This is a genomic window from Cellulomonas sp. ATA003, assembly GCF_031582905.1.
Lineage (GTDB): Bacteria > Actinomycetota > Actinomycetes > Actinomycetales > Cellulomonadaceae > Pengzhenrongella.
The window spans coordinates 3,410,064-3,436,548 of sequence record NZ_CP133990.1 but is presented as its reverse complement, the minus strand read 5'-3'; the positions used below and the strand labels follow the sequence as shown (position 1 = coordinate 3,436,548).

Annotated in this window: 23 protein-coding genes and 6 pseudogenes; 24 read left to right on the top strand and 5 right to left on the bottom strand. The window is 73.8% G+C overall.

Features of this window, described 5'->3' with window-relative positions; all coding sequences use genetic code 11:
* Positions 1-55: 55 nt before the first annotated feature.
* From REH70_RS17035 to REH70_RS17000, 8 genes and pseudogenes are all read left to right on the top strand, one after another.
* Positions 56-559: a PH domain-containing protein gene (locus tag REH70_RS17035; RefSeq protein WP_310749130.1), complete on the top strand. Its 504-nt coding sequence runs from the start codon at positions 56-58 to the stop codon at positions 557-559.
* Positions 556-2,094, top strand: a complete 1,539-nt coding sequence (locus tag REH70_RS17030) for a PH domain-containing protein (protein WP_310749128.1) — start codon at positions 556-558, stop codon at positions 2,092-2,094. Before REH70_RS17035 ends, REH70_RS17030 begins: the two co-directional genes overlap by 4 nt.
* Positions 2,091-3,023, top strand: a pseudogene (locus REH70_RS17025) (Rossmann-like and DUF2520 domain-containing protein); the annotation flags it as partial. The gene REH70_RS17030 and the pseudogene REH70_RS17025, both read left to right, overlap by 4 nt.
* Before the next feature lie 157 nt (positions 3,024-3,180).
* Positions 3,181-4,079 (top strand): annotated as a pseudogene (gene panC, locus REH70_RS17020) (pantoate--beta-alanine ligase).
* Positions 4,076-4,528 carry an aspartate 1-decarboxylase gene (gene panD, locus REH70_RS17015; protein WP_310754375.1) on the top strand — a complete coding sequence of 151 codons (453 nt, stop codon included), beginning with the start codon at positions 4,076-4,078 and terminating at the stop codon, positions 4,526-4,528. The pseudogene panC and the gene panD overlap by 4 nt, the downstream one beginning before the upstream one ends.
* 132 nt (positions 4,529-4,660) lie before the next feature.
* Positions 4,661-6,121, top strand: coding sequence for a lysine--tRNA ligase (lysS, locus tag REH70_RS17010; RefSeq protein ID WP_310754374.1), 1,461 nt, complete (start codon positions 4,661-4,663; stop codon positions 6,119-6,121).
* Positions 6,122-6,156: 35 nt separating this feature from the next.
* Positions 6,157-6,348: a hypothetical protein gene (locus tag REH70_RS17005; protein WP_310749126.1), complete on the top strand. Its 192-nt coding sequence runs from the start codon at positions 6,157-6,159 to the stop codon at positions 6,346-6,348.
* A gap of 189 nt (positions 6,349-6,537) precedes the next feature.
* Complete coding sequence (locus REH70_RS17000; RefSeq protein ID WP_310749124.1) at positions 6,538-6,888, top strand: Lsr2 family protein; 351 nt, start codon at positions 6,538-6,540, stop codon at positions 6,886-6,888.
* An 87-nt stretch (positions 6,889-6,975) separates the two neighbouring features.
* Here the strand turns inward: REH70_RS17000 and xylB are convergent, their stop codons facing one another.
* Both xylB and xylA read right to left on the bottom strand, forming a co-directional pair.
* Positions 6,976-8,406: a xylulokinase gene (gene xylB, locus REH70_RS16995; protein ID WP_310749122.1), complete on the bottom strand. Its 1,431-nt coding sequence runs from the start codon at positions 8,404-8,406 to the stop codon at positions 6,976-6,978.
* A gap of 105 nt (positions 8,407-8,511) precedes the next feature.
* Complete coding sequence (gene xylA, locus REH70_RS16990) at positions 8,512-9,699, bottom strand: xylose isomerase (protein ID WP_310749120.1); 1,188 nt, start codon at positions 9,697-9,699, stop codon at positions 8,512-8,514.
* Between the two features lie 87 nt (positions 9,700-9,786).
* On the opposite strand from xylA, the pseudogene REH70_RS16985 reads away from it, so the two are divergent.
* The 3 genes and pseudogenes from REH70_RS16985 to REH70_RS16975 all read left to right on the top strand — a co-directional run.
* Positions 9,787-10,020, top strand: a pseudogene (locus REH70_RS16985) (hypothetical protein); the annotation flags it as partial.
* A gap of 392 nt (positions 10,021-10,412) precedes the next feature.
* Positions 10,413-11,096 carry an ROK family protein gene (locus REH70_RS16980; RefSeq protein WP_310754372.1) on the top strand — a complete coding sequence of 228 codons (684 nt, stop codon included), beginning with the start codon at positions 10,413-10,415 and terminating at the stop codon, positions 11,094-11,096.
* A gap of 51 nt (positions 11,097-11,147) precedes the next feature.
* Positions 11,148-11,885, top strand: coding sequence for a phosphoglyceromutase (locus tag REH70_RS16975; protein WP_310749118.1), 738 nt, complete (start codon positions 11,148-11,150; stop codon positions 11,883-11,885).
* Between the two features lie 85 nt (positions 11,886-11,970).
* On the opposite strand, the gene phoU is transcribed toward REH70_RS16975, so the two are convergent.
* Complete coding sequence (gene phoU / locus REH70_RS16970) at positions 11,971-12,633, bottom strand: phosphate signaling complex protein PhoU (protein ID WP_310749116.1); 663 nt, start codon at positions 12,631-12,633, stop codon at positions 11,971-11,973.
* Positions 12,634-12,748: 115 nt separating this feature from the next.
* Between phoU and REH70_RS16965 the strand changes: the two genes are divergently transcribed.
* The 13 genes and pseudogenes from REH70_RS16965 to rlmB all read left to right on the top strand — a co-directional run bounded on the left by REH70_RS16965 (position 12,749) and on the right by rlmB (position 23,954).
* Positions 12,749-13,930: an ATP-binding protein gene (locus tag REH70_RS16965; RefSeq protein WP_310749114.1), complete on the top strand. Its 1,182-nt coding sequence runs from the start codon at positions 12,749-12,751 to the stop codon at positions 13,928-13,930.
* Positions 13,927-14,619 (top strand): response regulator transcription factor, encoded by a 693-nt coding sequence (locus REH70_RS16960; RefSeq protein ID WP_310749112.1) that lies wholly within the window; start codon positions 13,927-13,929, stop codon positions 14,617-14,619. The genes REH70_RS16965 and REH70_RS16960 overlap by 4 nt, the downstream gene beginning before the upstream one ends.
* A 233-nt stretch (positions 14,620-14,852) precedes the next feature.
* Positions 14,853-15,881, top strand: coding sequence for a phosphate ABC transporter substrate-binding protein PstS (locus REH70_RS16955; protein ID WP_310754370.1), 1,029 nt, complete (start codon positions 14,853-14,855; stop codon positions 15,879-15,881).
* 128 nt (positions 15,882-16,009) lie between these two features.
* A complete protein-coding gene (gene pstC, locus REH70_RS16950) occupies positions 16,010-17,011 on the top strand; it encodes a phosphate ABC transporter permease subunit PstC (RefSeq protein WP_310749110.1) in 1,002 nt (333 codons plus the stop codon).
* 1 nt (position 17,012) lies between these two features.
* Complete coding sequence (gene pstA / locus REH70_RS16945) at positions 17,013-17,981, top strand: phosphate ABC transporter permease PstA (RefSeq protein WP_396134569.1); 969 nt, start codon at positions 17,013-17,015, stop codon at positions 17,979-17,981.
* A gap of 49 nt (positions 17,982-18,030) precedes the next feature.
* Entirely contained in the window at positions 18,031-18,810 is a 780-nt protein-coding gene (gene pstB, locus REH70_RS16940; RefSeq protein ID WP_310749107.1) for a phosphate ABC transporter ATP-binding protein PstB, read from the top strand.
* An 808-nt stretch (positions 18,811-19,618) separates the two neighbouring features.
* Complete coding sequence (locus tag REH70_RS16935) at positions 19,619-20,101, top strand: CarD family transcriptional regulator (RefSeq protein ID WP_310749105.1); 483 nt, start codon at positions 19,619-19,621, stop codon at positions 20,099-20,101.
* Positions 20,102-20,156: 55 nt separating this feature from the next.
* Complete coding sequence (locus tag REH70_RS16930; protein ID WP_310749102.1) at positions 20,157-20,387, top strand: NTP transferase domain-containing protein; 231 nt, start codon at positions 20,157-20,159, stop codon at positions 20,385-20,387.
* 11 nt (positions 20,388-20,398) lie between these two features.
* A pseudogene (locus REH70_RS16925) lies at positions 20,399-20,530 on the top strand (2-C-methyl-D-erythritol 4-phosphate cytidylyltransferase); the annotation flags it as partial.
* Between the two features lie 65 nt (positions 20,531-20,595).
* Positions 20,596-20,928 (top strand): 2-C-methyl-D-erythritol 4-phosphate cytidylyltransferase, encoded by a 333-nt coding sequence (locus REH70_RS16920; RefSeq protein WP_310749100.1) that lies wholly within the window; start codon positions 20,596-20,598, stop codon positions 20,926-20,928.
* Positions 20,925-21,416 (top strand): 2-C-methyl-D-erythritol 2,4-cyclodiphosphate synthase, encoded by a 492-nt coding sequence (ispF, locus tag REH70_RS16915; RefSeq protein WP_310749098.1) that lies wholly within the window; start codon positions 20,925-20,927, stop codon positions 21,414-21,416. The genes REH70_RS16920 and ispF overlap by 4 nt, the downstream gene beginning before the upstream one ends.
* Before the next feature lie 75 nt (positions 21,417-21,491).
* Positions 21,492-22,936, top strand: a pseudogene (gene cysS / locus REH70_RS16910) (cysteine--tRNA ligase).
* A pseudogene (gene rlmB, locus REH70_RS16905) lies at positions 22,936-23,954 on the top strand (23S rRNA (guanosine(2251)-2'-O)-methyltransferase RlmB). The pseudogenes cysS and rlmB overlap by 1 nt, the downstream one beginning before the upstream one ends.
* 6 nt (positions 23,955-23,960) lie before the next feature.
* On the opposite strand, the gene REH70_RS16900 reads toward rlmB, so the two are convergent.
* On the bottom strand, positions 23,961-25,205 hold the full coding sequence (locus REH70_RS16900) for a DUF4032 domain-containing protein (RefSeq protein ID WP_310749094.1): 1,245 nt from the start codon (positions 25,203-25,205) through the stop codon (positions 23,961-23,963).
* Between the two features lie 86 nt (positions 25,206-25,291).
* The gene (locus REH70_RS16895) at positions 25,292-26,422 is read right to left on the bottom strand and encodes a sn-glycerol-3-phosphate ABC transporter ATP-binding protein UgpC (RefSeq protein ID WP_310749092.1); all 1,131 of its coding nucleotides are present in this window, start codon (positions 26,420-26,422) and stop codon (positions 25,292-25,294) included.
* Between the last annotated feature and the right edge of the window lie 63 nt (positions 26,423-26,485).

Below are 26,485 nucleotides of genomic sequence, written 5' to 3'. Positions count from 1 at the left end.
CGGCACCGGCCACGGGCGTGGTGGTCCGGGCCCTCGCCAGTGGAAGGATGGGCACATGACCGACCTGCACAGCGACGCCGGACCGTTCGAGCCCGACGGCGTCGTCTGGCACCCCGTCTCGCCCCGCCTGGCGACCGCGCGCCTCGCGACCGCGGCCATCGTCCTGGGGGTGCCCTTGCTCGGCACGGCGGTCACCGCCGTCCTCACCGGGGCCACGTGGGTGTGGGCGTTCCCGGCCGCCCTCGCGCTGATCGGGGTGTGGACCGCCGTCCTCGTGCCGCGCCAGGTCCGCGCGATCGGCTACGCCGAGCGCGCCGACGACCTGCTGATCCGCAAGGGCATCGTGTTCCGGTCGATGGTCGTCGTGCCCTACGGGCGCATGCAGTACGTCGACGTGCAGGCCGGTCCGCTGGCCCGCGCGTTCGGGATCGCCCAGGTGCAGCTGCACACCGCGTCGCCGGGCACCGACGCCGCGATCGACGGGCTGCCGCCCGAGGAGGCCTCGCGGCTGCGTGACGGGCTCGCGTCCCGCGGCGAGGCCCGGCTGGCGGGCCTGTGACGACCCCGCCGGACGAGCCCACGGGCGCCGTCGCCGCCCCCGGTCGCGCCGGTGCCGACGGCGCACCCGGTGCCGACCGGCCGGACGCCATCGTGACCGGGGAGGCCGCCGCGGCGCCGGCCGACCTCGTGTGGAACCGCATGCACCCGGTGACCCCGGCCGTGAAGGGCTGGAAGGTCGTCGTCGTCCTGGTCTTCATCGCCGCCCAGCAGCTCAGCGACGACCTCGCCGACGCCCGCGACCTGCTCGCCGGCCGCGGCTGGCTCATCGCCCTCGGCGTGCTGGTCGGCGTGGCGCTGATCGCCTTCGGGTACGCCGCGCTCGCCTGGCGCATGACGCGCTACGCGCTCGACGACGACGCCGTGTACCTGCACAGCGGGGTCCTGTTCCGTCAGCAGCGCAAGGCGCGCCTGGACCGGCTGCAGGCGGTCGACGTCGTCCAGCCGATCCTCGCCCGGCTCATGGGTCTCGCCGAGCTCAAGCTCGAGGTCGCCGGCGGCCCCGGGTCCGCGGTGTCGCTCGCGTTCCTCAAGGAGGACCAGGCCGACGCGCTGCGCGCCGAGCTGCTCGCGCGCGCGGCCGGGCTGCGCCGCGCCGAGGGCGAGCCGGCCGAGTCCGCCCCCGAGCGCCCCGTGCTCGAGGTCCCGGCGTCGCGGGTGATCGGTGCGATGATCCGCTCCGGTGCGACCGTGACGCTGGTCGGCGGCGTCATCGCCGTCGTGGTGATCATCGCGGTCACCGGCGAGCCCGGGGCGGCCCTCGCGCTGCTCCCAGGCTTCCTCGGGGTCGCCGGGGTGTACTGGTCGCAGTTCTCCCGCGACTTCAACTTCCACGCCGCGATCTCCCCGGACGGCATCCGGCTGCGCCACGGCCTGCTCGAGTCGCGCTCGCAGACACTCCCGCCCGGCCGGGTGCAGGCGATCGGGATCAAGCAGGGGCTGCTGTGGCGCCGCAGCGGCTGGTGGCGGGTCGAGGTCAACGTCGCCGGGTACGGCGGCGAGGGCGACGCCGGCGCGGAGAACGTGCTGCTGCCCGTGGGTGACCGCGACGAGGCCCTCACGGCCGTCTGGCTGGTGCTGCCCGACCTCGGCGCCGAGGACCCGCGCGCCGTGCTCACCGCGGCGCTCGAGGGCACCTGCGACGACGGCGGGTTCGTCACGATCCCGCGCCGCGCGCGGTGGCTCGACCCGTGGGCCTGGCGCCGCACCGGCTACCGCGTGACCGACCGTGCGCTGCTCATCCGCAGCGGACGCCTCGTGCGCCGCCTCGTCGTCGTCCCGCACGAGCGCACCCAGTCCCTCGGCGTCGAGCAGGGACCGCTCCAGCGGCGCCTCGGTGTCGCGTCGCTCGCGGTGCACTCCACGCCCGGACCGGTCAGCCCGCGCGTCCCGCACCTCGCGCTGGACGTCGCCGCCCGGCTGCTCGACGAGCAGACCGCGCGGGCCCGCACCGCGCGCGCGAGCGCCGGCCCGGAGCAGTGGATGCGCGCCGCCGCCGAGCCGCGTGCCGTGACCCAGTCGGACCCGGCGTCGTGACGGTCCCCGGGGCCGCCGCGTCGCGACCCGGGCGGCTGGGCGTCGGCGTCGTCGGGGCCGGCCGGGTGGGCGCCGTGCTCGGCAGCGCGCTGCGGTCGGTCGGCCACCCCGTGGTCGCCGCGAGCGGCATCTCGACCGGCTCGCGCGACCGCATCGACGCGCTGCTGCCGGGCGTTCCCGTGCTCGAGGTGCCCGACGTCGTCGAGCGCGCCGAGCTCGTCCTGCTCACCGTGCCCGACGACGCCCTGGCCCCGCTCGTCGCCGGGCTCGCCGAGGTCGGCGCGTGGCAGCCCGGGCAGCTCGTGCTGCACACGTCCGGCCGGTTCGGCACCGGGGTGCTCGCCCCGGCCCGCGCGGCCGGGGCGATCCCGCTCGCCGTGCATCCGGCGATGACCTTCACCGGGACGTCCCTGGACCTGTCCCGGCTGGTCGGGTGCTGCTTCGCGGTGACCGCACCGGGGCCCGTCCTGCCGATCGCGCAGGCGCTCGTCGTCGAGATCGGCGGCGAGCCCGTCGTGGTCGACGAGGCCGCTCGGCCGCTGTACCACGCGGCACTCGCGCACGGGGCGAACCACCTCGTCGTCCTGGTGGCGCAGGCCGCGCAGGCGCTGCGCGCCGCGGGGGTCGACGACCCCGGTCACGTCCTGGCGCCCCTGCTCGGCGCCGCGCTCGACGGCGCCCTGCGCGCCGCGTCGGTCGCCGACGGGCCCGGGGCCATCGCGACGATGACCGGCCCGGTCGCCCGCGGGGATGTCGGCACCGTGACCGACCACCTCGCCGAGCTCACCGCGCTCGCCGCACGCGACGCCGCGCTCGACATCCCGGACGGCTACCGCACGCTCGCGCGCGCGGCCACGCAGCGCTCGCTCGCGGCCGGGCGGCTCCGCGAGGACCCGGCCCAGGCGCTGCTCGACGCCCTGGCCGACCCCGGCGGCTCGTCGGGCCCCGGCGGCGCGGCGGGTCCCGGCGACCCCGTGGGCCCGATCGACCCCGGCGACCCGGCGGGCCCCGCCGACCCGCCGTCCGGTCCCGCCCCCGCCCGAGCGATCCCGCGCCCCGCCCGTCCGACCACCCGGAGGACCCCGCATGACCGACGACGACCGCGCGACCCGCGGCGGTGCGGCGCCCCGGCTGGTGCGCACCCGCGACGAGCTCGACGCCGTCCTCGGCAGCACGTCGGGGCGCCGCGCCGTGGTCATGACGATGGGCGCCCTCCACGAGGGGCACCTCGCCCTCGTGCGCTCCGCCCGCGCCGCCGCCGACCACGTCGTCGTGACCATCTTCGTCAACCCGCTGCAGTTCGGCCCCGGGGAGGACCTCGAGCGCTACCCGCGCGACCTCGAGGGCGACCTCGGCCTGCTCGCCGGCGCCGGGGCCGACGTCGTCTTCGCCCCCACGCCCGACGTCGTCTACCCCGACGGCGATCCGGTCGTGCGGGTGAGCGCCGGCGCGATCGGCGACGTGCTCGAGGGTGCGTCCCGGCCGGGGCACCTCGACGGCGTGCTGACCGTCGTGCTCAAGCTGCTGCACCTCGTGCGCCCGCAGGTCGCGCTGTTCGGCCAGAAGGACGCCCAGCAGCTCATGGCCGTGCGCCGCATGGTGCGCGACCTCGACGTCGACGTCGAGGTGGTGGGCGTGCCGACGGTGCGCGACGACGACGGCCTCGCGCTGTCGTCCCGCAACGCCTACCTGTCCGCCGACGAGCGCACCCGGGCGCTCGCGCTGTCGGCGGCCGTCCGGGCCGCCGAGGACGTCGCCGCGGCCGGGGGACGGCCGAGGCCGTGCGGGCCGCGGTGCACACGGTCCTGGACGCCGCCGACCTCGTGGTGGAATACGCCGTCCTGGTCGACCCGTTGACCGCACAGAGGGTCCGCGAGGACCACACCGGCGCGACGGTGCTCGTCCTGGCAGCCCGGGTCGGCAGCACACGCCTGATCGACAACGCCCCGCTGCGGCTGGGCCGGCACTCCCTGGAGCACGCATGACGTCCCTGCAGCGCCCGATGATGATCGGCAAGATCCACCGGGCCACCGTCACCCAGGCCGACCTGCACTACGTGGGCTCGGTCACCGTCGACGCCGACCTGCTCGACGCCGCGGACCTCCTGCCCGGGCAGCAGGTCGACATCGTCGACGTCACCAACGGCGCACGGCTCACCACCTACACGATCCCCGGCGAGCGCGGGTCGGGCCAGATCTGCATCAACGGCGCCGCCGCCCACCTCGTGGCGCCGGGCGACGTCGTCATCCTCATCGCGTACGGCATGCTCGACGACGCCGAGGCGCGGACCTACTCCCCGCACGTGGTGTTCGTCGACGAGGCGAACCGCATCCTCGACCGCTCCGGGGACCCGGGGCAGGTCCCCGAGGAGGGCCGCGACCTGCACGGCGGCCTGCAGCCCAGCGGTCTGGCCTTCGCCGCCGTCCGCGGCTGACCCGCCTGACCCCCTCGGGGCCCGCCCGGACCAAGCCGTGCCGGTCGGTAGGATCGGTGGGTGAGCCAGCTCCCCGCCGTGCCCGACCCCGCCGACGTCCCCGCCGAGGGGGCCGACGAGCTGCCGGAGCAGATGAGGGTCCGGCGGGAGAAGCGCGAACGCCTCCTGGCCAGCGGGCGTGAGGCCTACCCGGTCTCCGTGCCGCGCACCCACACCGTCGCCGCCGTCCGGGCCGCGCACCCCGACCTCCCGGCCGGCGAGGAGACCGACGACGTCGTCGGTGTCGCCGGGCGCGTGGTCTTCCTGCGCAACACCGGCAAGCTGTGCTTCGTCACCCTGCAGGACGGCGAGGGCAACCGGCTCCAGGTCATGCTCAGCCAGGCGGTCGTCGGCGAGGAGTCGCTGACCGCGTTCAAGGCGGACGTCGACCTCGGTGACCACCTGTTCGCCCACGGCCGGGTCATCAGCTCGCGGCGCGGTGAGCTCTCCGTCTTCGCCGACGACTGGCAGATCGCGGCCAAGGCGCTGCGCCCGCTGCCGGTGCTGCACAAGGACCTGTCCGAGGAGGCGCGGGTCCGCCAGCGCTACGTCGACCTCATCGCGCGTCCGGCCGCCCGGGACACCGTGCGCCTGCGCGCGGGCGTCGTGCGGTCGCTGCGGGAGAACTTCCACCGCCGCGGGTACCTCGAGGTCGAGACCCCGATGCTCCAGACCGTGCACGGCGGCGCGACCGCGCGGCCCTTCACGACCCACATGAACGCCTTCGACCTCGACCTGTTCCTGCGCATCGCGCCCGAGCTGTTCCTCAAGCGCGCGGTGGTCGGTGGCGTCGAGCGGGTCTTCGAGATCAACCGGAACTTCCGCAACGAGGGCGCCGACTCCACGCACTCCCCGGAGTTCGCGACCCTCGAGGCGTACGAGGCCTACGGCGACTACGACACGATGGCGGAGCTGACGCAGGACCTCGTGCAGCAGGCCGCGCTCGACGTCTTCGGCACGACGACGGTCACGCTGGCCGACGGCACCCCGTACGACGTCGGCGGTCGGTGGGAGGTGCTGAGCCTGTACAGCTCGCTGTCCGACGCGCTGGGGGAGGAGGTCACGCCCGAGACCCCCGTCGCGTGGCTCCAGCGCCACGCCGACCGCCTCGACATCTCGGTCGACCCCGCGCGAGCGAGCCACGGCAAGCTCGTCGAGGAGGTCTGGGAGCACCTCGTCGGCGACCACCTGCACGCCCCGACGTTCGTGCGGGACTTCCCGGTGGAGACGTCCCCGCTCACGCGAGCGCACCGGTCGCTGCCCGGCCGGGTCGAGAAGTGGGACCTGTACGTCCGCGGGATGGAGCTGGGCACGGCCTACTCCGAGCTCGTCGACCCGGTCGTGCAGCGCGAGCGCTTCGAGGCGCAGGCGCTTCTCGCCGCCGCGGGTGACGACGAGGCGATGGCCGTCGACGAGGACTTCCTGACCGCCATGGAGTACGCCATGCCGCCGTCGGGCGGGATGGGGATGGGCATCGACCGACTGCTCATGGCGCTCACCGGTCTGGGTATCCGGGAGACCATCCTCTTCCCGTTGGTGAAGCCGCTCGGCTGACCGACCCGTGCGGTGCCGCGGCGTAGACTCGTCGGGTGGACACCTTCTGGGCCGCTGCTGCCGCACTCACCCCGCCGATCGGCGTCGGGATCCTGTTCACGATCGCGATCCGGGCGCTGATGAATGCCGACCGGACCGAGCGCGCCGCCATGGCGCGGCTCGAGGCCGAGGAAGCGGCTCGTGCCCAGGCCGCCGCCGGCAGCGGATCGCAGCGCACGGTCGACTGAATTGATGACCGCTGTGACACCGCGCACGCACACGTTGACCGGGGCACATATCCGCGGCTGATTTGCCCGGCGGTCGTACGCCATTCGACCCGCCCATTGTGGAGATCTTTGACGCGCCTTTGCGGGCAGTGCCATGCTCACGGTGAACCGGGCGAAAACATCGCCCGCGCAAACGCGAGGAGATTGCACATGGCGCAGAAGGTCCAGGTTCTGCTGGTCGACGACATCGACGGCGGTACCGCCGAGGAGACGGTGACGTTCTCCCTGGACGGCGTCTCGTACGAGATCGACCTCACCGCGGACCACGCAGCCGAGCTGCGCGAGTCCTTCTCCCGCTGGGTCGGGCACGCCCGCAAGGTCGGCTCCGGCTCGCGCGGCTCCGCGCGCCAGAACCGCGGCGGCGGATCCGGCCGCCGGTCGAGCGGCTCGTCCAGCGACGCCACCGCGATCCGCGAGTGGGCCCGGGAGAACGGCCACGAGGTGTCCGAGCGTGGCCGCATCTCGGCCGACGTCCGCGCCGCCTACGAGGCCGCGCACTGACGCAGGCGACCGCCTGACGCACGGACGGCCGCCCGGGGCCTCAGCCCTGGGCGGCCGTCTGTCGTCCTGCGTGGTGACCCGAGCGGGTCAGGCGCTGCGGGTCGCGGTGAGGTCGCGCACCGCGGCGTACTGCTCCCGGACCGCCGGCTCCGCGGGGGCCGAGAAGACCTCGGCGTCGCCGGCCGCCGTCCACCGCGGGGCGGTGGCGCCCCCGGTCAGCGCCCAGGCGGCCTGGCGCGCGGCGCCGTCGGCCACGTACTCGCCCGGCGGCGGGACGGCCACGTCCAGGCCGAAGACCGACGGCGCGATGCGGCGCACGGCCTCGGACTGCGCTCCGCCCCCGATGAGCGAGACGGTGCGGACGGGCACGCGCTGCTCGCGCAGCGCGTCCATCCCGTCGGCGAGGGCGCACAGCATGCCCTCGACCGCGGCCCGCGCCAGGTGCGCCGGCGTGGTGTTGCCCAGCCGCATGCCGTGCAGCGCACCGGTCGCGTCCGGCTTGTTCGGGGTGCGCTCGCCCTCGAGGTAGGGCACCAGCACGAGCCCGTCCGACCCCGCCGGGGCCTGCAGGGCGAGGGCGCTGAGCCCGGCGTGGTCGACCCCGAGCATGCGCGCGGCGGCGTCGAGCACGCGCGAGGCGTTGAGCGTGCAGGCCAGCGGCAGGAAGGCGCCGGTCGCGTCGGCGAAGCCCGAGACCATGCCCGACGCGTCGGTGGTCGGCTTCGCCGAGATGGCGGAGACGACGCCCGAGGTCCCGATGGAGACCGCGACGTCCCCCTCGACCATGCCCAGGCCGAGCGCCGCACCGGCGTTGTCCCCGGCACCGGCACCGAGCACGACGCCGTCGGCGGTCGTCCCGGCGCGCGCACCGGCGGCCACGACGCGCGGCAGCACGACGTCGTCGGCGTCGCGGCCGAGCGCAAGGGCGAGCAGGTCGCGTCGGTAGTCGTCGGTGACGGGCGACCAGTAGCCCGTGCCGGACGCGTCCGACCGGTCCGTGGTCAGGTCGGCCAGGTCGGTCGAGCCCGACAGCTTCCAGGTGAGCCAGTCGTGGGGGAGGGCGACGGCGGCGACCCGGGCGGCGTTCTCCGGCTCCGCGTCGCGCAGCCAGCGCAGCTTGGTCACGGTCAGGGACGCGACCGGGACGGACCCGGTGGCCTGCGCCCAGGCCGCGGCGCCGGCCTCGAGGGACCCGTCACCGAGCTCGCGGATGAGGTCCACCGCGGCACCGGCCGAGCGGGTGTCGTTCCACAGCAGGGCGTCGCGGATGACCGCGCCGTCCGCGTCGAGCGCGACCATGCCGTGCTGCTGCCCGCCGACGGCGACCGCGGCGACGTCGGCGAGACCGCCGGCCTCCGCGATCGCGGTCTGCAGGGCGTCCCACCAGTGGGCGGGCTCGATGGAGGTGCCGTCCGGGTGCGACGCGCGTCCCGAGCGCACGAGCGCCCCGGTCTCGGCGTCGCGGATGACGACCTTGCAGGACTGGGTGGAGGAGTCCACCCCGGCGACCAGCGGCATCGCTGAGCTCCTTCGGGTTCGAGGGGACGCGTGGCGGGGGTCACGCGCGGCGGGCCGCCGGGAGCGCGTGGCTCCCGGCGGCCCGGTGTGGTGCGGTGGTGCGGGTCAGCGGGCGCCGAGGGCGTGCTCGACGGCGAGCTGGTTGAGGTGCACGAAGTGGAAGCCGCGGGCGGCGACCTCGTTCACGTCCAGGTCCTCGTAGGCCGAGCGGTCGGCCAGCAGGTCCTCGAGGGTCTCGCCCTCACCGATCGTGGGCTGCGCGAGCTCGAAGACCTTGCTCGCCTCCATGGCGGCCTGGACCTCGGGGTCGGCACGGAACGCCTGCGCGCGCTCCTTGAGCAGGATGTAGGTGGACATGTTCGCCGCGGCGGACGCCCACACACCCTCGATGTCCTCGGTGCGCGACGGCTTGTAGTCGAAGTGGACCGGGCCGTCGTACTTCGGGCCGCCGCTGGGGAAGCCGTTCTCGACCAGGTCGACCGTGAAGAACGCCGACAGCAGGTCACCGTGGCCGAACACGAGGTCCTGGTCGTACTTGATGGAGCGCTGACCGTTGAGGTCGATGTGGAAGAGCTTCTCGGCCCACAGCGCCTGCGCGAGGCCGACGGTGTAGTTCAGCCCGGCCATCTGCTCGTGGCCGGTCTCGGGGTTCACGCCGACGATGTCGCCGTTCTCGAGCTTCTCGATGAACGCCAGCGCGTGCCCGACCGTGGGCAGGAGGATGTCGCCGCGGGGCTCGTTCGGCTTGGGCTCCAGTGCGATGCGCAGGTCGTAGCCCTTGGACTTGATGTAGCCGGCGACCGTGTCGATGCCCTCGGCGTAGCGCGCGTGCGCGGCGTAGAGGTCCTTCGAGGCGTCGTACTCGGCGCCCTCGCGACCACCCCACATGACGAACGTCTGCGCGCCCATCTCGGCGGCGAGGTCGACGTTCTGCAGGACCTTGCGCAGGCCGTAGCGACGGACCTGGCGGTCGTTGGAGGTGAACGCGCCGTCCTTGAAGATCGGGTGCGCGAAGGTGTCGGTGGTGACCATCGAGACCTTGACGCCGGTCTCGTCCAGGGCCTTGCGGAAGCGGGCGAGGATCTCGTCGCGCGTCGCGGCGTCGGCGCCGAACGGCACGACGTCGTTGTCGTGGAAGGTCACGAACGAGGCGCCGAGCTCGGCCAGCCGGTTCACGGACTCGACGACGTCGAGCGCGGGGCGGGAGGCGGAGCCGAACTGGTCCCGAGCCTCCCAGCCGACGGTCCAGAGACCGAAGGCGAACTTGTCCTCAGGGGTGGGCTTGCGCGTCATGAAGAGGTCTCCTCTGCGAGATCACGGGGTGGAACACTATTAGTTGTGTGGATGAACATAACCGCCGACGCGCGCTAGGGTCAAGCCATGACGCGCGACGCCGAGGGCTCCGGAGACGTCGCGGACGCTCCCGTGCGCGAGGCGTCACGGGACCACGTGCGCCCGCGCCCGCCGCGCCCCGGACTGCGCACGACCGGCCGGGCCGGTGTGGCGGCGCGCCAGCGCACCCTGCGTGAGCACAACCTGAGCCTCGCCCTGCGGCACGTGATCGACGCGCCGGAACCAGTGTCACGCGCGGCCATCGCGACCGCCACAGGACTGACCCGGGCGACGGTGTCGGCGCTGGTCGACCGCCTCGTCGCGGCCGGCATGGTCACCGAGCTCGAGCCCGTGGCCGCCCCGCGCGCGGGGCGGCCAGCGGTGCCGCTCGTCCCGGCGCGCGGCACGATCGCGGCGGTCGGCATGGAGGTGAACGTCGACTACCTCGGCGTGCGCGCGGTCGACCTCGCGGGCGGGATGGTCACCGAGCGGGTCGAGACCGGCGACTTTCGCGGCAGCGACCCGGTGGTCGTGCTCGAGCGGCTGGCGGGGCTCGCCGGGTCCGTGGTCGCCGGGCTGAGCGCGGACGGCGTCGTGCTCGCCGGCACCGCGATCGCCGTGCCCGGCCTGGTGGACAGCGTCACCGGGCCGCTGCGGCTCGCGCCCAACCTCGGCTGGCGCGACGTCGACGTCGTCGGTCTGCTCACCTCGCACCCGGTGCTCGCCGGGATCCCTCCCTCATCGCCAACGAGGCCAACCTCGCCGCGCGCGCCGAGGCGTACGCGCGACGGCACGACCGCCCCTCGAGCTTCGTGTACGTCTCCGGGGAGGTCGGCATCGGCGGGGCGCTCGTGCTCGACGGCGAGATCTTCGCCGGCCAGCACGGGTGGAGCGGCGAGATCGGGCACACCGTCATCGACGTCAGCGACGACGCGGGAACCGGTGGCACCCTCGAGGCCCGCGCCGGGCAGGACGCGCTCATGGCGGCCGCGGGGCTCGACCGCTCCCAGCCGACCTCGGCGCTCGCCCGGGCGGCGGACGCGGGCGACCCGGCCGCCGTGCACGCGCTGCGCGAGGGCGGCGCCGCGCTGGGCACCGCGCTGGCCAACGTCGTCAACATCATGGACGTGGGCGACGTGGTGCTCGGGGGCGCCTACGCCGTGCTGGCCGCGCACCTCGACGAGCCGGTCCGGCGCGAGCTGCGCCGCCGGGTGCTGTCCGCGCCGTGGAAGGACGTCGGGCTGAGCGTCGCGCGGGCCGGGCAGTACCCGGCGATGACGGGTGGTGCGCTCGCGGTCCTGCGCGACCTCGTCGACGACCCCGCCGCGTGGGGTGCGAACGAGCCCGCCACCACCTGACCCGTGCGGCAGGACCGCGTGCGGCCGGACCGCGTGCGGCAGGATGGGGGCATGACCTACACCCTCGTGCTGCTCCGCCACGGCGAGAGCGAGTGGAACGCCAAGAACCTGTTCACCGGCTGGGTCGACGTCGCGCTCAGCGAGAAGGGCGTCGAGGAGGCGAAGCGCGGCGGCACCCTGCTGACCGACGCCGGCGTCCTGCCCGACGTCGTGCACACCTCGCTCCTGCGCCGCGCGATCACGACCGCGAACCTCGCGCTCGACGCCGCCGACCGGCACTGGATCCCGGTCAAGCGGTCCTGGCGCCTCAACGAGCGCCACTACGGCGCGCTGCAGGGCAAGGACAAGAAGCAGACGCTCGCGGAGTTCGGCGAGGAGCAGTTCATGCTCTGGCGCCGCTCCTACGACGTCCCGCCGCCCGAGATCCAGCCCGGCTCCGAGTACTCCCAGGACGCCGACCCGCGCTACGCGGGCGAGCCGACCCCCGCCACCGAGTGCCTCAAGGACGTGCTCGCGCGCGCCCTGCCCTACTGGGAGGACGCCGTCGTCCCCGACCTGCGGGAGGGCAAGACCGTCCTCGTGGCCGCGCACGGCAACTCGCTGCGCGCCATCATCAAGCACCTCGACGGGGTGAGCGACGAGGCGATCGCCGGCCTCAACGTCCCCACCGGCATCCCGCTGCACTACGAGCTCGACGACGACCTGCAGCCGGTGACCCCCGGTGGCACGTACCTCGACCCCGACGCCGCCGCGGCGGCCATCGCCGCGGTCGCCAACCAGGGTCGCTGACGCCCTCGGACCGCACGCAGGGCGCAGACGCCGACGGCGCCGGGGAGGACCCCGGCGCCGTCGGCGTCTGCGTGTGCGCGGCGGGTCAGCGGACCCGGATCACCTCGTCCTTGAAGTCCCCGGTGACCAGGAACGTCACGCGCCGGGCGATGGAGACCGCGTGGTCCCCGAAGCGCTCGTAGTACCGGCCGAGGAGAGTGACGTCGACCGTCTCCTGCGGGGTGCCGTTCCAGTTGCCGCCGAGGAGCGCGGTGAAGGTGTCCTCGTGCAGCCGGTCGAGCTGGTCGTCGTCGCGCTCGATGCTCTGCGCCATGTCGAGGCTGTGCGTGGCCAGCAGCTCGGTGGTGCGGCCCGCCACGCGCGTCGCCGACTCGTGCATCTCGGAGAACGTCCCGGACAGCGCCTGCGGTACGGCCGACCGCGGGTACCGCCCGCGCGCGACCTCCGCGACGTGCCGCGCGAGGTCGCCCATCCGCTCGAGCGTGGCGCTCATCCGCAGCGCGGACACGACCACCCGCAGGTCGGTCGCGACCGGTGCCTGCTGGGCGATCATGAGCACGCAGCGCTCGTCCAGGTCACGCTCGATGGCGTCGATGGCCGCGTCGGCGACGATCACCGACTCCGCCAGCGGGACGTCACCGGTCAGCAGCGCCGTGCCGGCGTTGCGGATGGCGGTCTCGACCTGCTCGCTCATCGTCACCAGGTCGGCACCCAGCTGCTTGAGCTCGGCCTCGAAGATCTCCCGCATGTGCTCCCTCTTCCGTGTTCGCAGGCCAGCGTGACACCGCCAGGTGAACACGGACCTGCCCCCAGGTGAACAGTGTCGGACCCGCAGGCAGCCCTGACGAGGGCGCCACGCTGCCATGCGTACATTGACCCGCGTGGAGGAATACCAGCTCGTGGTCGCCGGTCTGCTCGGCGTCCTCGTCGGCCTCGCCGCCGGCGTGGGCTTCCGGTACAGCGAGCGGGTCCAGCGCGCGATGCCACCGACGCCCGAGCCCGCGCTCGACGACGGCCTGGTGCGGACCCTCGCGGCGCTCCGGTCGGCCGCCGTCGTGCTCGACGACGAGGACGCGGTGGTGCGGGCGAGCCCACCCGCCTACGCGCTGGGCGTCGTCCGGGAGGGGAGCATCCCGCACGCCGCGATCCGCGACATGGTGCGCGACGTGCGGCGCGACGGCGTGATCCGCGACGAGGAGCTCGAGCTGCCCCGCGGCCCCGTCGGGCCGGCGCGCGTCATGCTGCAGGTCCGCGTCGCCCACGTGGGGCCGCAGCACGTGCTCGTGCTCGCCGAGGACCGCACCGAGGCACGTCGGCTCGAGGCGATCCGCCGCGACTTCGTCGTCAACGTGTCCCACGAGCTCAAGACGCCCGTGGGGGCGCTGTCCCTGCTCGCCGAGACCGTGCAGGCGGCCGCGGACGACCCCGAGGCGGTCCGCCGGTTCTCGGCCCGCATGCAGCAGGAGTCCGCGCGGCTGTCCGCGCTGGTGCACGAGATCATCGAGCTGTCCCGGCTCCAGGTCGCCGGCGCGCTCAACCAGCCCGCGCTCGTCGAGGTCGACGCCGTCCTGGCGGAGGCGGTCGACCGTGCCCGCACCAAGGCCACCGGCAAGTCCATCAGCCTCCACCCCGGGGGCGAGGCCGGCCTGACGGTGTACGGCGACCACTCCCTGCTGGTCACCGCGGTGCGCAACCTGCTCGACAACGCCGTGGCGTACTCACCGGTCGGCACGCAGGTCGGCGCCGGGGTGCGCCGGGTCGGCGAGATGGTGGAGATCGCCGTCGTCGACCAGGGCATCGGCATCGCGCCGGAGGACCAGGACCGCGTCTTCGAGCGGTTCTACCGCGTGGACCCGGCGCGCTCGCGCGACACCGGCGGCACGGGCCTGGGTCTGAGCATCGTCAAGCACGTCGCGGCCGACCACGGCGGCGAGGTCGCCGTGTGGTCCCGCCCCGGCAAGGGCTCCACGTTCACCCTGCGGATCCCGGCGGCGCACGTCGCACCGGGTACCCAGCCATCCCGACCCGAGGAGGTGGGTGCGTGACGCGCATCCTGCTCGTGGAGGACGAGGAGTCCTACCGCGACCCGTTGTCCTACCAGCTCAGCAAGGACGGCTACGACGTCGTCACCGCGGCCACCGGCCCCCAGGCGCTCGAGGCGTACGACCGGGGCGGTGCGGACCTCGTGCTGCTCGACCTCATGCTGCCCGGGCTGTCCGGCACGGAGGTCTGCCGGGAGCTGCGGGTGCGCGGGACCGTGCCGGTCATCATGCTGACCGCCAAGGACACCGAGATCGACAAGGTCGTCGGGCTCGAGCTGGGCGCCGACGACTACGTGACCAAGCCGTACTCCTACCGCGAGCTGCTCGCGCGGGTGCGCGCGGTCCTGCGCCGCCGCACCGACTCGCCCGAGCCCGAGGCCGAGGAGGGCGCACTCGCCGTCGGGCCGGTCCGGATGGACGTCGAGCGGCACACCGTCGAGGTGGACGGCGTGACCGTGCCGTTCCCGCTCAAGGAGTTCGAGCTGTTGGAGATGCTGCTGCGCAACGCCGGCCGCGTGCTCACGCGTGCCCAGCTCATCGACCGCATCTGGGGGTCGGACTACGTGGGGGACACCAAGACCCTCGACGTGCACGTCAAGCGTGTGCGCGCCAAGATCGAGCCCGACCCGGCGAACCCCCGCCTCCTGCTCACCGTGCGCGGGCTCGGCTACAAGCTCGACGACGTCGCCTGAGCGGGTGACCCGGCGTCGAGCCGTCGACCACCGTTCACCCGGGGTTCACCTTCGGCGGGCCGACTGGTCACCTGCGCTCCCTACCGTCTGGGGAGGCCGCAGCGCACCACTGCGCGCGGCGACAGACGGAATTCAGGCAGGAGCACAGTGAACCTCTCTCCACCGCCGTGTCGGGGCCTTCGCGCTGACCGGCGCCCTCGCTCTCGCTCACCGCGTGCGGGTCGGACAACCCGATCCAGGCGACGCCCGGCGACGACGCGACGACGGACACCGGCTCCGGGCTCAGCGGGAACCTCGAGGGTGCCGGCGCCTCCTCGCAGGAGGCGGCGATGGGCGCCTGGCGCGCCGGGTTCCAGACCGCGAACCCCGACGTCAACGTCGCCTACGACCCGGTCGGCTCGGGTGGCGGCCGCACCCAGTTCCTCGAGGGTGGTGTCGCGTTCGCCGGGAGCGACGCGGCCCTGGACGAGGAGCAGCTCGCGCAGGCCGCGGAGCGCTGCACGAGCGGCGAGGTCATCGAGATCCCGCTGTACATCAGCCCCATCGCCATCATCTTCAACGTCCCGGGCGTCGACAGCCTCAACCTGTCGCCCGAGGTCATCGCGGGCATCTTCGACCGCCAGATCACCACCTGGAGCGCCCCGGAGATCGCCGCGGACAACCCCGACGTGACGCTCCCCGACCTGCCGATCACGCCGGTCAACCGGTCCGACGAGTCCGGCACGACGGAGAACTTCACCGAGTACCTCGCCGCCACGGCGGGGGAGGCGTGGCCGTACGAGGCGAGCGGTGACTGGCCCGTCTCGGGTGGGCAGTCCGCGCAGGGCACGTCCGGCGTCGTGCAGACCGTGAACGGCGGCGAGGGGACGATCGGCTACGCCGACGCCTCGCAGGCCGGCACGCTCGGCACCGCGAGCATCCAGGTCGGCGAGCAGTGGGTGCCGTACTCCCCGGAGGCGGCCGCCTCGGTCGTCGACGCGTCCCCGCGCGCCGAGGGCCGCAGCGAGCACGACATCGTCGTGGAGCTGGACCGCACGACGACGGCCGACGGCGCCTACCCGCTCGTCCTGGTGTCGTACACGCTCGCGTGCGCCGGCTACGAGGACGCCGCGGAGGGCGAGCTCGTCCAGGCCTTCCTGAGCTACGTGGCGAGCGAGGAGGGCCAGGAGGCCGCCGCGGGCGCCGCGGGCTCCGCCCCCATCTCCGCCGACCTGCGCGCGGACGCCGAGGCGGCGATCGAGGCGATCACCGCGGGCGCCTGACCGACGCACACCCGGCCGGTGGCCGGCCCCGTTCCTGGTGAACGGGGCCGGCCACCTCGGTCCGTCCAGGGTCCCTGACAGGGCATCCTGGGAGCATCCCCCGTCCCCATGCAGCACTCGGAGAGCCTGTGACCACCACGACGAGCCGGACCGAACCGGTCGCCTCACCTCCCGGTGAGCCGCGCCCCCGGCGACGCCGCTGGCCCGAGGGCCGCGCGAGCCGCGGGTTCCGCTGGCTCTCCACCGGCGCCGGCGCGCTCATCCTCCTGGTGCTCGCCGCGGTCGCGCTGTTCCTGGTCGTGCGGGCGTGGCCGGCCATCACGGCGCGCGGCGAGGTGCTCGGCGAGAGCATCAGCTGGTTCCCGCAGGACTCGAGCCTGCTCGGCTTCATCGGCCCGCTCGTCTTCGGCACGCTCCTCGCCGCCCTGCTCGCCCTCGTGATCGCCACCCCGATCTCCATCGGCATCGCGCTGTTCATCTCGCACTACGCACCCCGGCGGCTCGCCAACGGGCTCGGGTACCTGGTGGACCTCCTGGCGGCGATCCCCAGCGTCATCTACGGGCTCTGGGGCGCCATCTGGCTCGCACCCCGGCTGGCGCCGGTCTGGCAGTGGCTGTCGGACACGCTGGGGTTCATCCCGCTGTTCGCCGGGCCCGCGTCCGACCCGCCCCGCGTGATCCTCACCGTCGCGGTCGTGCTGGGCGCGATGATCCTGCCCATCATCACCGCGGTGTGCCGGGAGGTCTTCCTCCAGGCGCCCCGGCTGCACGAGGAGGCCGCCCTGGCCCTCGGTGCGACGCGGTGGGAGATGATCCGGATGGCGGTCCTGCCGTTCGGGCGGTCCGGGATCGTCTCCGCCGCGATGCTCGGCCTCGGCCGGGCGCTGGGCGAGACGATGGCCGTCCTGATGATCCTCAGCCCCGGTGCGCTGTACTCGTTCAACCTGCTCCAGGCCGGTCAGCACCAGACCATCGCGGCCAACATCGCGCTGCAGTTCCCCGAGGCCAACCCGCTCGGGGTCAGCACCCTGATCGCGACCGGCCTCGCGCTCTTCGTCATCACCCTCGCGGTGAACATGGCCGCCCGCGCGATCGTCGCGCGCCGCAAGGACTTCTCGGGGGCGAACTGACATGGCCGCTGTGCTGACCGACCCGACCACCGGCGCGCCCGACCCGTCGTCCGACACCCGGACGATGCTGGCCGGCACCGACCGTCACCGCCGCGTCACCGACCGGATCATGACGAGCCTGGTCGTCGCCGCGTTCCTCGTCGCGCTCGTCCCGCTGATCTCGGTCTCCTGGACCGTGGTGTCCAACGGGATCGAGCGGTTCTCGCCGTACTTCCTGTCGGTCTCCATGCGCGGGGTGTTCGGCGGGATGGACGCCGGCGGGATCTACCACGCGATCGTCGGGACCCTGCTGATCACCGCGGTCGCCGCGCTCATCTCGGTGCCCGTCGGGCTGCTCACCGCGATCTACCTCGTGGAGTACGGCCGCGGTGCCCTGGCCCGCTGGGTCACGTTCTTCGTCGACGTCATGACGGGCATCCCCTCGATCGTCGCGGGCTTGTTCGCGTACGCGCTGTTCGCGGTGTTCTTCGGGCCGGGCGTGAGGTTCGGCGTGGTGGGGTCCGTGGCCCTGTCCGTCCTCATGATCCCGGTCGTGGTCCGCTCGTGCGAGGAGATGCTCCGGCTTGTCCCCAACGAGCTCCGCGAGGCGGCCTACGCGCTCGGGGTGCCGAAGTGGCTGGTGATCATCAAGGTCGTGCTGCGCACCGCGGTCGCCGGGATCGGCACCGGGATCATGCTCGCCGTCGCGCGCGTCATCGGCGAGACCGCACCGCTGCTCATCACGGTCGGTGTGATCGACTCGATCAACTTCAACGTGTTCGAGGGCCGCATGATGAGCCTGCCGGTCTACGTGTACCGGCAGTACTCGCAGGGCCTGGCGCCCTGCGCCGCGGACGCGGCAGACTGCATCACCACGATCAACTACGACCGCGCCTGGGCCGCGGCGCTCACGCTGATCCTCATCGTCATGCTGCTGAACCTCCTCGGCCGCTTGATCTCCCGCTTCTTCGCACCCCCGACGCTCCGCTGACCGGCTCGTCGCCGGCTCCCTCAGACACACCGAGAAGGACACCCTCCCCGTGGCCAAGCGCATCGACGTCAAGGACCTCAACATCTTCTACGGCTCCTTCATGGCCGTGGCCGACGTCGCCATGTCCGTCGAGCCGCGGTCGGTGACGGCCTTCATCGGGCCCTCCGGCTGCGGCAAGTCCACCTTCCTGCGCACGCTCAACCGCATGCACGAGGTCATCCCCGGCGCCCGCGTCGAGGGGACCGTCGCGATGGACGGCGTCGACCTGTACGGGGACGGCGTCGACCCGGTGGCCGTCCGGCGGAACGTCGGCATGGTGTTCCAGCGACCCAACCCGTTCCCCACCATGTCGATCGCGGAGAACGTCCTCGCCGGCGTCCGGCTCAACAACCGCCGGATCAGCAAGGGCGACGCGAACGACCTGGTCGAGTCCTCGCTCAAGGGCGCGAACCTCTGGAACGAGGTCAAGGACCGTCTCGACCGCCCGGGCTCGTCGCTGTCCGGCGGTCAGCAGCAGCGGCTCTGCATCGCCCGCGCCATCGCGGTCAAGCCGCAGGTGCTCCTCATGGACGAGCCGTGCTCGGCGCTCGACCCCATCTCGACGCTCGCGATCGAGGACCTCATCGCCGAGCTGAAGAACTCGTACACGATCGTCATCGTGACCCACAACATGCAGCAGGCGGCCCGCGTGAGCGACCGGACCGCCTTCTTCAACATCGAGGGCACGGGCAAGCCCGGTCGGCTCGTGGAGATCGGCCCGACCGGGACGATGTTCTCCGCGCCATCCGAGCGCGCGACCGAGGACTACATCTCCGGCCGCTTCGGCTGATCGACCGCCACCACCCGCGCTCGGACGACGAGCGCGGGTCCGCGGTGCTTGCTGCTTGCGGGGTGCCGGCCGCCTGCGCGGTGCCGGCTGTCGCCGGCTGGGTCAGTCGCCCTCGGGCACCGCGTCGCTGTACTCCGGCAGCGTGTCGTCGAACACCGGGACCTGCACGGCGGTGGCACCGCCCTCCGGCGTGGACACGGTGACGGTGAGCAGGGCCCCGGGGGGCCGCGACCCGGTCGATGTCGATCACGTTGCCACCGTCGCCGCCCAGCAGGACCGTGCCGCGGGCGGGGACGTCGATGGTGACCGCGTCCGCGCCGTCGGGCTCGACGGTGACCTCGACGTCCTCACGGCCCCCGTTCGTCAGGGCGCCGGCCAGCGTGCCGATCTCGCCCTCGCCGCTCGTGAAGACCAGCAGGCTGCGGGCGGCGATCGAGGAGCCGACCTCGACCTGCACACCGTCGACCACGTTGTAGGCCTCGGCCGTGGTGATCGGGTTCGTGGCGGAGCAGCCGGCGAGCGCCAGGGCCGCGACGGCGACGGTGGTGGTGGTCCACGACCGGGTACGGCGGGACGGGCGGGCGCTGGCCACGGTGACTCCTCAGGCAGGTCTCTCTGGGCGGTCCGGGGCGGCGCGACCGCCCGGGACCGTGGTCCCGGCGGGGCGCGTGCTCCCGCAGGTCAGCGTAGTGGTCGCGACCGCTGCGCGAAGGCGGAGGGGCCTGACCTGCGGCGATGCTCCGGCAGGCGCCCGATGTCACACCGGTGCCGTGGTAAGATCGTCTCCCTTGAAAGGGGACATCCCAACATGACTTTCACTGTCGGGGAGACGGTTGTCTACCCCCACCACGGCGCAGCGCTCATCACCGAGGTCAAGACCCGCACGATCCGCGGCGAGGACAAGATCTACCTCAAGCTCAAGGTCGCCCAGGGTGACCTGACCATCGAGGTCCCGGCGGAGAACGTCGACCTCGTCGGCGTCCGCGACGTCGTCGGCCAGGAAGGTCTCGAGAAGGTGTTCGACGTGCTCCGCGCGCCGTACACCGAGGAGCCCACCAACTGGTCGCGCCGCTACAAGGCCAACCTCGAGAAGCTCGCCTCGGGCGACGTCATCAAGGTGGCCGAGGTCGTCCGCGACCTCTCCCGCCGCGACGCCGACCGCGGGCTGTCCGCGGGCGAGAAGCGCATGCTCGCCAAGGCCCGCCAGATCCTCGTCTCGGAGCTCGCCCTCGCCGAGCACACCGAGGAGGCCAACGCCGAGGCCATCCTCGACGAGGTCCTCGCGTCCTGACCGGTGACCGGCCCCCGCGTGGGGGGCCGGCACGGTCCGGACCGCGCCCCGCGCCGTGCGCACCGCAGCGATCCTCACGGCCGCCGGCAGCGGCACGCGCCTCGGCCACCGCCTGCCCAAGGCGCTCGTCCCGCTCGACGGGATCCCCCTCGTCGCCCACGCCGCTACCCGGATCGTCGAGTCCGGTGCGGTCGACCTCGTCGTCGTCACGGTCCCCCCGGGGCACCACGACGACGTCCGGCGGGCCCTCGCGTCCGCCCTCCCGGGGACCTCCCGCTCCGGCTGACCGACGGTGGCGTGAGCCGCCAGGCCTCCGTCGCCGCCGCTCTCGCGCTCCTGCCGCCGGACGTCGACGTCGTCCTCGTGCACGACGCCGCCCGCGCCCTCGCCCCCGCGACCCTCGTGCGCCGCGTGGTCGAGGCGGTCCGCGGCGGGCACGGCGCCGTCGTGCCCGCACTGCCGGTGACGGACACCGTCGTCCGCGTCGGTCCCCCGTGCCCGACGGCGACGTGCCCGACGCCGTCCCGGTGCTCGCCACCCCGGACCGTGCGACGCTGCGTGCCGTGCAGACCCCCCAGGGCTTCGACCGTGCGCTGCTCGACCGCGCGCACGCCGGGGCGGTCGACCGCGCCGGTGACGAGCGCACGGCGGCGACCGACGACTCCTCGCTCGTCGCGCTGCTCGGCGAGCCGGTCGTCGCGGTGGCCGGGGACGACGCCGCGATGAAGATCACCACGGAGCGCGACCTCGTGGTCGCCGGCCTGCTGCTCGCCGCCCGGGTCGAGGCAACCCGGGTTGAGGCAGCCCGGGTCGAGGCCGCCCGGTGACCGTGCGCCTGCCGCGGGTCGGGGTCGGCACCGACGTGCACGCGTTCGCCGACCCGGCGCAGGGGCGTCCCCTCCACCTCGGCGGCCTGCACTGGCCGGGCGAGCCGGGGCTGGCCGGGCACTCGGACGCGGACGTCGCCGCGCACGCCGCCGCGGACGCCCTGTTCTCCGCCGCCGGCATCGGTGACCTCGGGTCCCACTTCGGGACCGCGGAGCCGCAGTGGGCCGGCGCGTCCGGCACCGCCCTGCTCGCCGAGGCGGCCCGGCGGGTCCGTGCCGCCGGGTTCGAGATCGGCAACGTCGCGGTGCAGGTCATCGGCAACCGCCCCCGGCTCGGGCCGCGGCGGGACGAGGCGCAGGCCGCGCTGTCCGGCGCGTGCGGTGCCCCGGTCTCCGTCTCGGCGACGACGACCGACGGCCTCGGTCTCACCGGACGCGGCGAGGGCATCGCGGCGATCGCGACCGCCCTGGTCGTGCCGCTGGGCTGACCGCCGCGCTGCCCCCCGCGCTGACCCTGGTGCTGACCGTCGGGGTCGACGTGCCCGCGCCGGTAGCCTGGACCGGTGAGCCTGCGCCTGTACGACACCGCCACCCACCGGGTGCGTGCCTTCGAGTCCCTGGTCCCGGGCGAGGTCGGCATCTACCTGTGCGGTGCCACGGTGCAGGCGCCGCCGCACATCGGTCACCTGCGCTCGGCCGTGGCCTTCGACGTCCTGGCCCGCTGGCTCACCCGCTCGGGGCTGCGGGTCACGCTCGTGCGCAACGTCACCGACATCGACGACAAGATCCTCGCCCGTGCCGCCGACGCCGGTGAGCCGTGGTGGGCCTGGGCGATGACGAACGAGCGCGCCTTCACCGCCGCGTACGACGCGGTCGGGGTGCTGCCACCGACCTACGAGCCGCGCGCGACCGGGCACGTGCCGCAGATGGTCGAGCTCATGGAGCACCTCGTGCGCACCGGGCACGCCTACGTCGCGGGCGACGGTGACGTCTACTTCGACGTGCGCTCGCACCCGGACTACGGCTCGCTGACGAACCAGCGGCTCGAGGACATGGTGCCCGCACCCGACGGGGCCGACGGCGGCGGGGACGCGCGCAAGCGCGACCCGCGCGACTTCGCGCTGTGGAAGGCCCCGAAGCCGGGGAGCCGGCCACCGCGGCGTGGCCCACCCCGTTCGGCCGGGGCCGCCCCGGCTGGCACCTGGAGTGCTCGGCGATGGCTCAGCGCTACCTCGGCGACGCCTTCGACATCCACGGCGGCGGGCTCGACCTGCGCTTCCCGCACCACGAGAACGAGCAGGCGCAGTCCCGCGCCGCCGGGCTGGGGTTCGCCCGGTTCTGGCTGCACAACGGCTGGGTCACGCAGTCCGGCGCGAAGATGAGCAAGTCGCTCGGGAACGGGCTGCTGGTCACCGAGGTGCTGGCGCGCACCCGGCCGGCCGCCCTGCGGTACGCGATGACCGCGGTGCAGTACCGGTCGATGCTCGAGTGGACGGACGACACGCTCGCCGAGGCCGAGGCGGCCTGGGACCGGCTGGCCGGCTTCGTCGAGCGCGCGGTCGAGCGGGTCGGCCCGGTGGACGACGCCGAGGTGCGCGAGACCACGCTGCCGGGGGACTTCACCGCCGCGATGGACGACGACCTCAACGTCCCTGCGGCGCTCGCCGTCGTGCACGAGCGGCTGCGCGCCGGGAACACGGCCCTCGCCGCCGGCGACCTCACCGGCGCCCGCACGGCGCTGGTGGCGCTGCGCGCGATGCTCGACGTGCTCGGGCTCGACCCCGGTGCCCCGCAGTGGGCGTCCGGGGGCGGCGACGCCCGGTACGCCGACGCGCTCGACGCCGTCGTCCGCGCACAGCTCGCGGCGCGCGCCGAGGCACGTGCCGCACGGGACTTCACCACCGCCGACGCGATCCGCGACCGCCTGCTGGCGGCCGGTGTCGTCGTCGAGGACTCACCGGCCGGGGCGCGATGGTCGCTGGCCACCACCCGGGAGGAACAGGACTGATGGCAGGCAACTCCTCGCGCCGCGGCGCGACCCGCAAGCCCGGCTCCAAGAAGGGCGCCCGCGCCGGCTCCGGCGGGCAGGGGCGCCAGGCCCTCGAGGGCCGCGGGCCCACACCCAAGGCCACCGAGCGGCCCTACCACCCGGCGGCGAAGCGCGCCGCGGCCGCCGAGCGTCGCCCACCCGTGGCCGGTGACCGGCGCACCGGGGAGCGGCTCCCGGCCGGACGTCGCGGTCGGCGGGCGGCTCGCGCGGGACCAAGGGTGTCTCGGCGACCCACGAGATCGTCGCCGGCCGGAACTCGGTGGTCGAGGCGCTGCGCGCCGGGATCCCGGTGAGCACCGTCTACTACGCGACCCGGATCGAGGTCGACGACCGCACCCGCGAGATCCTCGCCACGGTCACCGGCCGCGGCCTGCCGCTGCTCGAGGTCTCCAAGCCCGAGCTCGACCGTCTCACCGACGGCTCGGTGCACCAGGGCGTCGCGATCCAGGTCCCGCCGTACGCCTACGCGGAGCCGGACGACCTCCTCGACGCCGCGGCACGCGCGGGGACCGCGCCGCTCATCGTCGCGCTCGACGGCGTCACCGACCCGCGCAACCTCGGGGCGGTGCTCCGGTCCGCCGGGGCGTTCGCCGCCCACGGCGTCCTGGTGCCCGAGCGGCGGTCGGCCGGCGTGACGGCATCCGCGTGGAAGGTGTCCGCGGGCGCGGCGGCTCGGGTGCCGGTGGCCCGGGCGACGAACCTCGTGCGCGCGCTGCAGGCGTACCGCGCCGCGGGCTGCTTCGTCGTGGGGCTCGACGGCGGCGGGGACACCGACGTCAGCGCGCTGCCGTTCGCGACCGACGGGCTCGTGCTCGTCGTCGGCTCGGAGGGCAAGGGCATCTCGCGGCTCGTGCGCGACACGTGCGACGCGATCGTCTCCATCCCGATCGCCTCGGCGGTCGAGTCGCTCAACGCCGGGGTCGCCGCCGGGATCGCGCTCTACGAGGTGTCCAAGCAGCGCGGCGTCGAGGCCTGACCGCCGCTAGGCGTCCTCGTCGGGGTCCGCCAGGCCGCTCGCCCCGAGGATCGCGAGCTCGTCGGGGCGGTGGCGCAGGACGTCCTGCACGTAGCTGTCCACCGCCTCTTCGAGCGGGACGTCGCGTCCCTGCTCGCGGGAGATGAACCACCGGTGGTCCAGCAGCTCGTGGAACACCTGCGCCGGCTCGAGCTTGCCCCGCAGCTCGCGCGGCACCGACCGCACCGCGGGCTCGAACACGTGGGTCAGCCAGTCGTGCGCGACGAACGACTCCTCGTCGTTCTGCCGGTCGATGGCGGCCGCGTAGGCGTCCAGGTCGTTGAGCAGGCGACGGGCCTGGTTCTCCTGGACGTCCAGGCCGGTGAGCCGCATGAGACGGCGGGAGTGGTGGCCGGCGTCGACCACCTTGGGCTGGATGTGCAGGGTCGTGCCGTCGATGTCGGTCGTGATGTCGAGCTCGCCGACGTCGAAGCCGAGCTCGTTGAGCCGGTCGATCCGGGCCGCGACCCGCCACCGGTCACCGGCCGTGAACGACTCGATGTCGGTCAGCGCCGTCCACAGGCCCTCGTACCGCTCCACGAGCATCGCGCCGATCGCCACGACGTCGACGTCCTCCTCGAGCAGCTCCCCGGCCTGCAGGTCCATGAGCTCGCCGATGATGTTGACCCGGGCCACCTCGAGGTCGTAGGCCCGCTGGCCGTCGCTGAGCTTGTCGTGCAGGTCGCCGGTCTCGGCGTCGACCAGGTAGGCGGCGAACGCCTCGGCGTCACGGCGGAAGAGGGTGTTCGACAGCGACACGTCCCCCCAGTAGAAGCCGGCCAGGTGCAGGCGCACCAGGAGCACCGCGAGGGCGTCGATGAGGCGGGTGGCGGTGTCCGGCTGCAGCGTCTGGCTGAACAGCGCCCGGTACGGCAGGGAGAACTGCAGGTGGTGCGTGATGAGCACGGCCTCGAGCGGCTCGCCGTCGGGGGCGCGGCGCCCGGTGATGACGCCGACCGGCTCGACGCTCGGGACGTCGATGCGGCTGAGCTGGCGCAGCAGGTCGTACTCGCGGTACGCGACGGACTCGCCGATCTCCTTCACCGCGATGACCCCGCCGGACATCCGCACGAACCGCACGATGTGCCGCGAGATGCCGCGGGGCAGGGCGGCAAGGGTGCTCTCGGGCCACTGCTCGAGCGGGACGTGCCAGGGCAGGTCGAGCAGCGCGGGGTCGGGCGCGGCCGCGGTGATCTGCAGGTTCTGTGGCACGGGGGCCTCCGGGGGCGTGCGTGGCGGGAAACGGCGAGGGGCGGGCCGGCAGCGAGCCGGACCGCCCCTCGCGGGTCGTGCTGTGGTCAGGCGGTGATGCGCTCGCCCGAGCCGGAGTGGAACAGGTGCTCCTCGTCCGCACGGATCTGCACCCAGATCGTCTCACCCTTGCGGGGGACCGACCGGGGGTCGATGCGCACGATGACCTGACCGTCGCCGGCGCCGGAGTGGATCGCCTCGACCGGCTGGCCCATGTCGTTGCTGAGCGCACCGTACACGTAGGCGTCGGAGCCGAGCTCCTCGACCAGGTTGACGACGACCGGGATGGCGTTCGGCGTGCCGGCCGGGACCGGGTCGAGTGCCTCGGGACGGAAGCCGATCGTGATGTGCCCCTGGTCGCCGGCGGCGAGCGAGTCGATCGCGGCACGCGGGACGGCGATCTTCGCCGCACCGAGGGTCGCGTAGCCGTTCGCGAGCTGGAACGTGCCGATGTTCATCGCGGGGGAGCCGATGAAGCCGGCCACGAACACGTTCGCCGGGGTGTCGTACATCTCGCGCGGCGTGCCGACCTGCTGCAGGAGGCCGTCCTTGAGGACCGCGATGCGGTCACCCATGGTGAGCGCCTCGGTCTGGTCGTGCGTGACGTAGACCGTCGTGACGCCGAGGCGACGCTGCAGCGACGCGATCTGCGTACGGGTCTGGACACGGAGCTTGGCGTCGAGGTTCGACAGCGGCTCGTCCATGAGGAACACCTGGGGCTGACGCACGATGGCGCGACCCATGGCGACACGCTGACGCTGACCACCCGAGAGGGCCTTCGGCTTGCGGTCCAGGTACTCGGAGAGGTCGAGGATCTTGGCGGCCTCCTCGACGCGGCTGCGGATCTCCGCCTTCGGGGTGCCGGCGATCTTGAGCGCGAAGCCCATGTTGTCGGCGACCGTCATGTGCGGGTACAGCGCGTAGTTCTGGAACACCATCGCGATGTCCCGGTCCTTGGGCTGGACGTCCGTGACGTCGCGGTCCCCGATGAGGATGCGACCCGCGTTGACGTCCTCGAGCCCGGCGAGCATGCGCAGGGACGTGGACTTCCCGCAGCCGGACGGGCCGACGAGGACGAGGAACTCGCCGTCCTCCACGTGCAGGTTGAGCGCGTCCACCGCGGGACGCTCGGTGCCCGGGTAGACCCGGCTCGCGTTGTCGTACGTGACCGTAGCCATGTCGATACTTCCCCTCACCGGCAGGTACGTGCCGGACGATCCGTCGTGAGAGTGTCAGAGTGT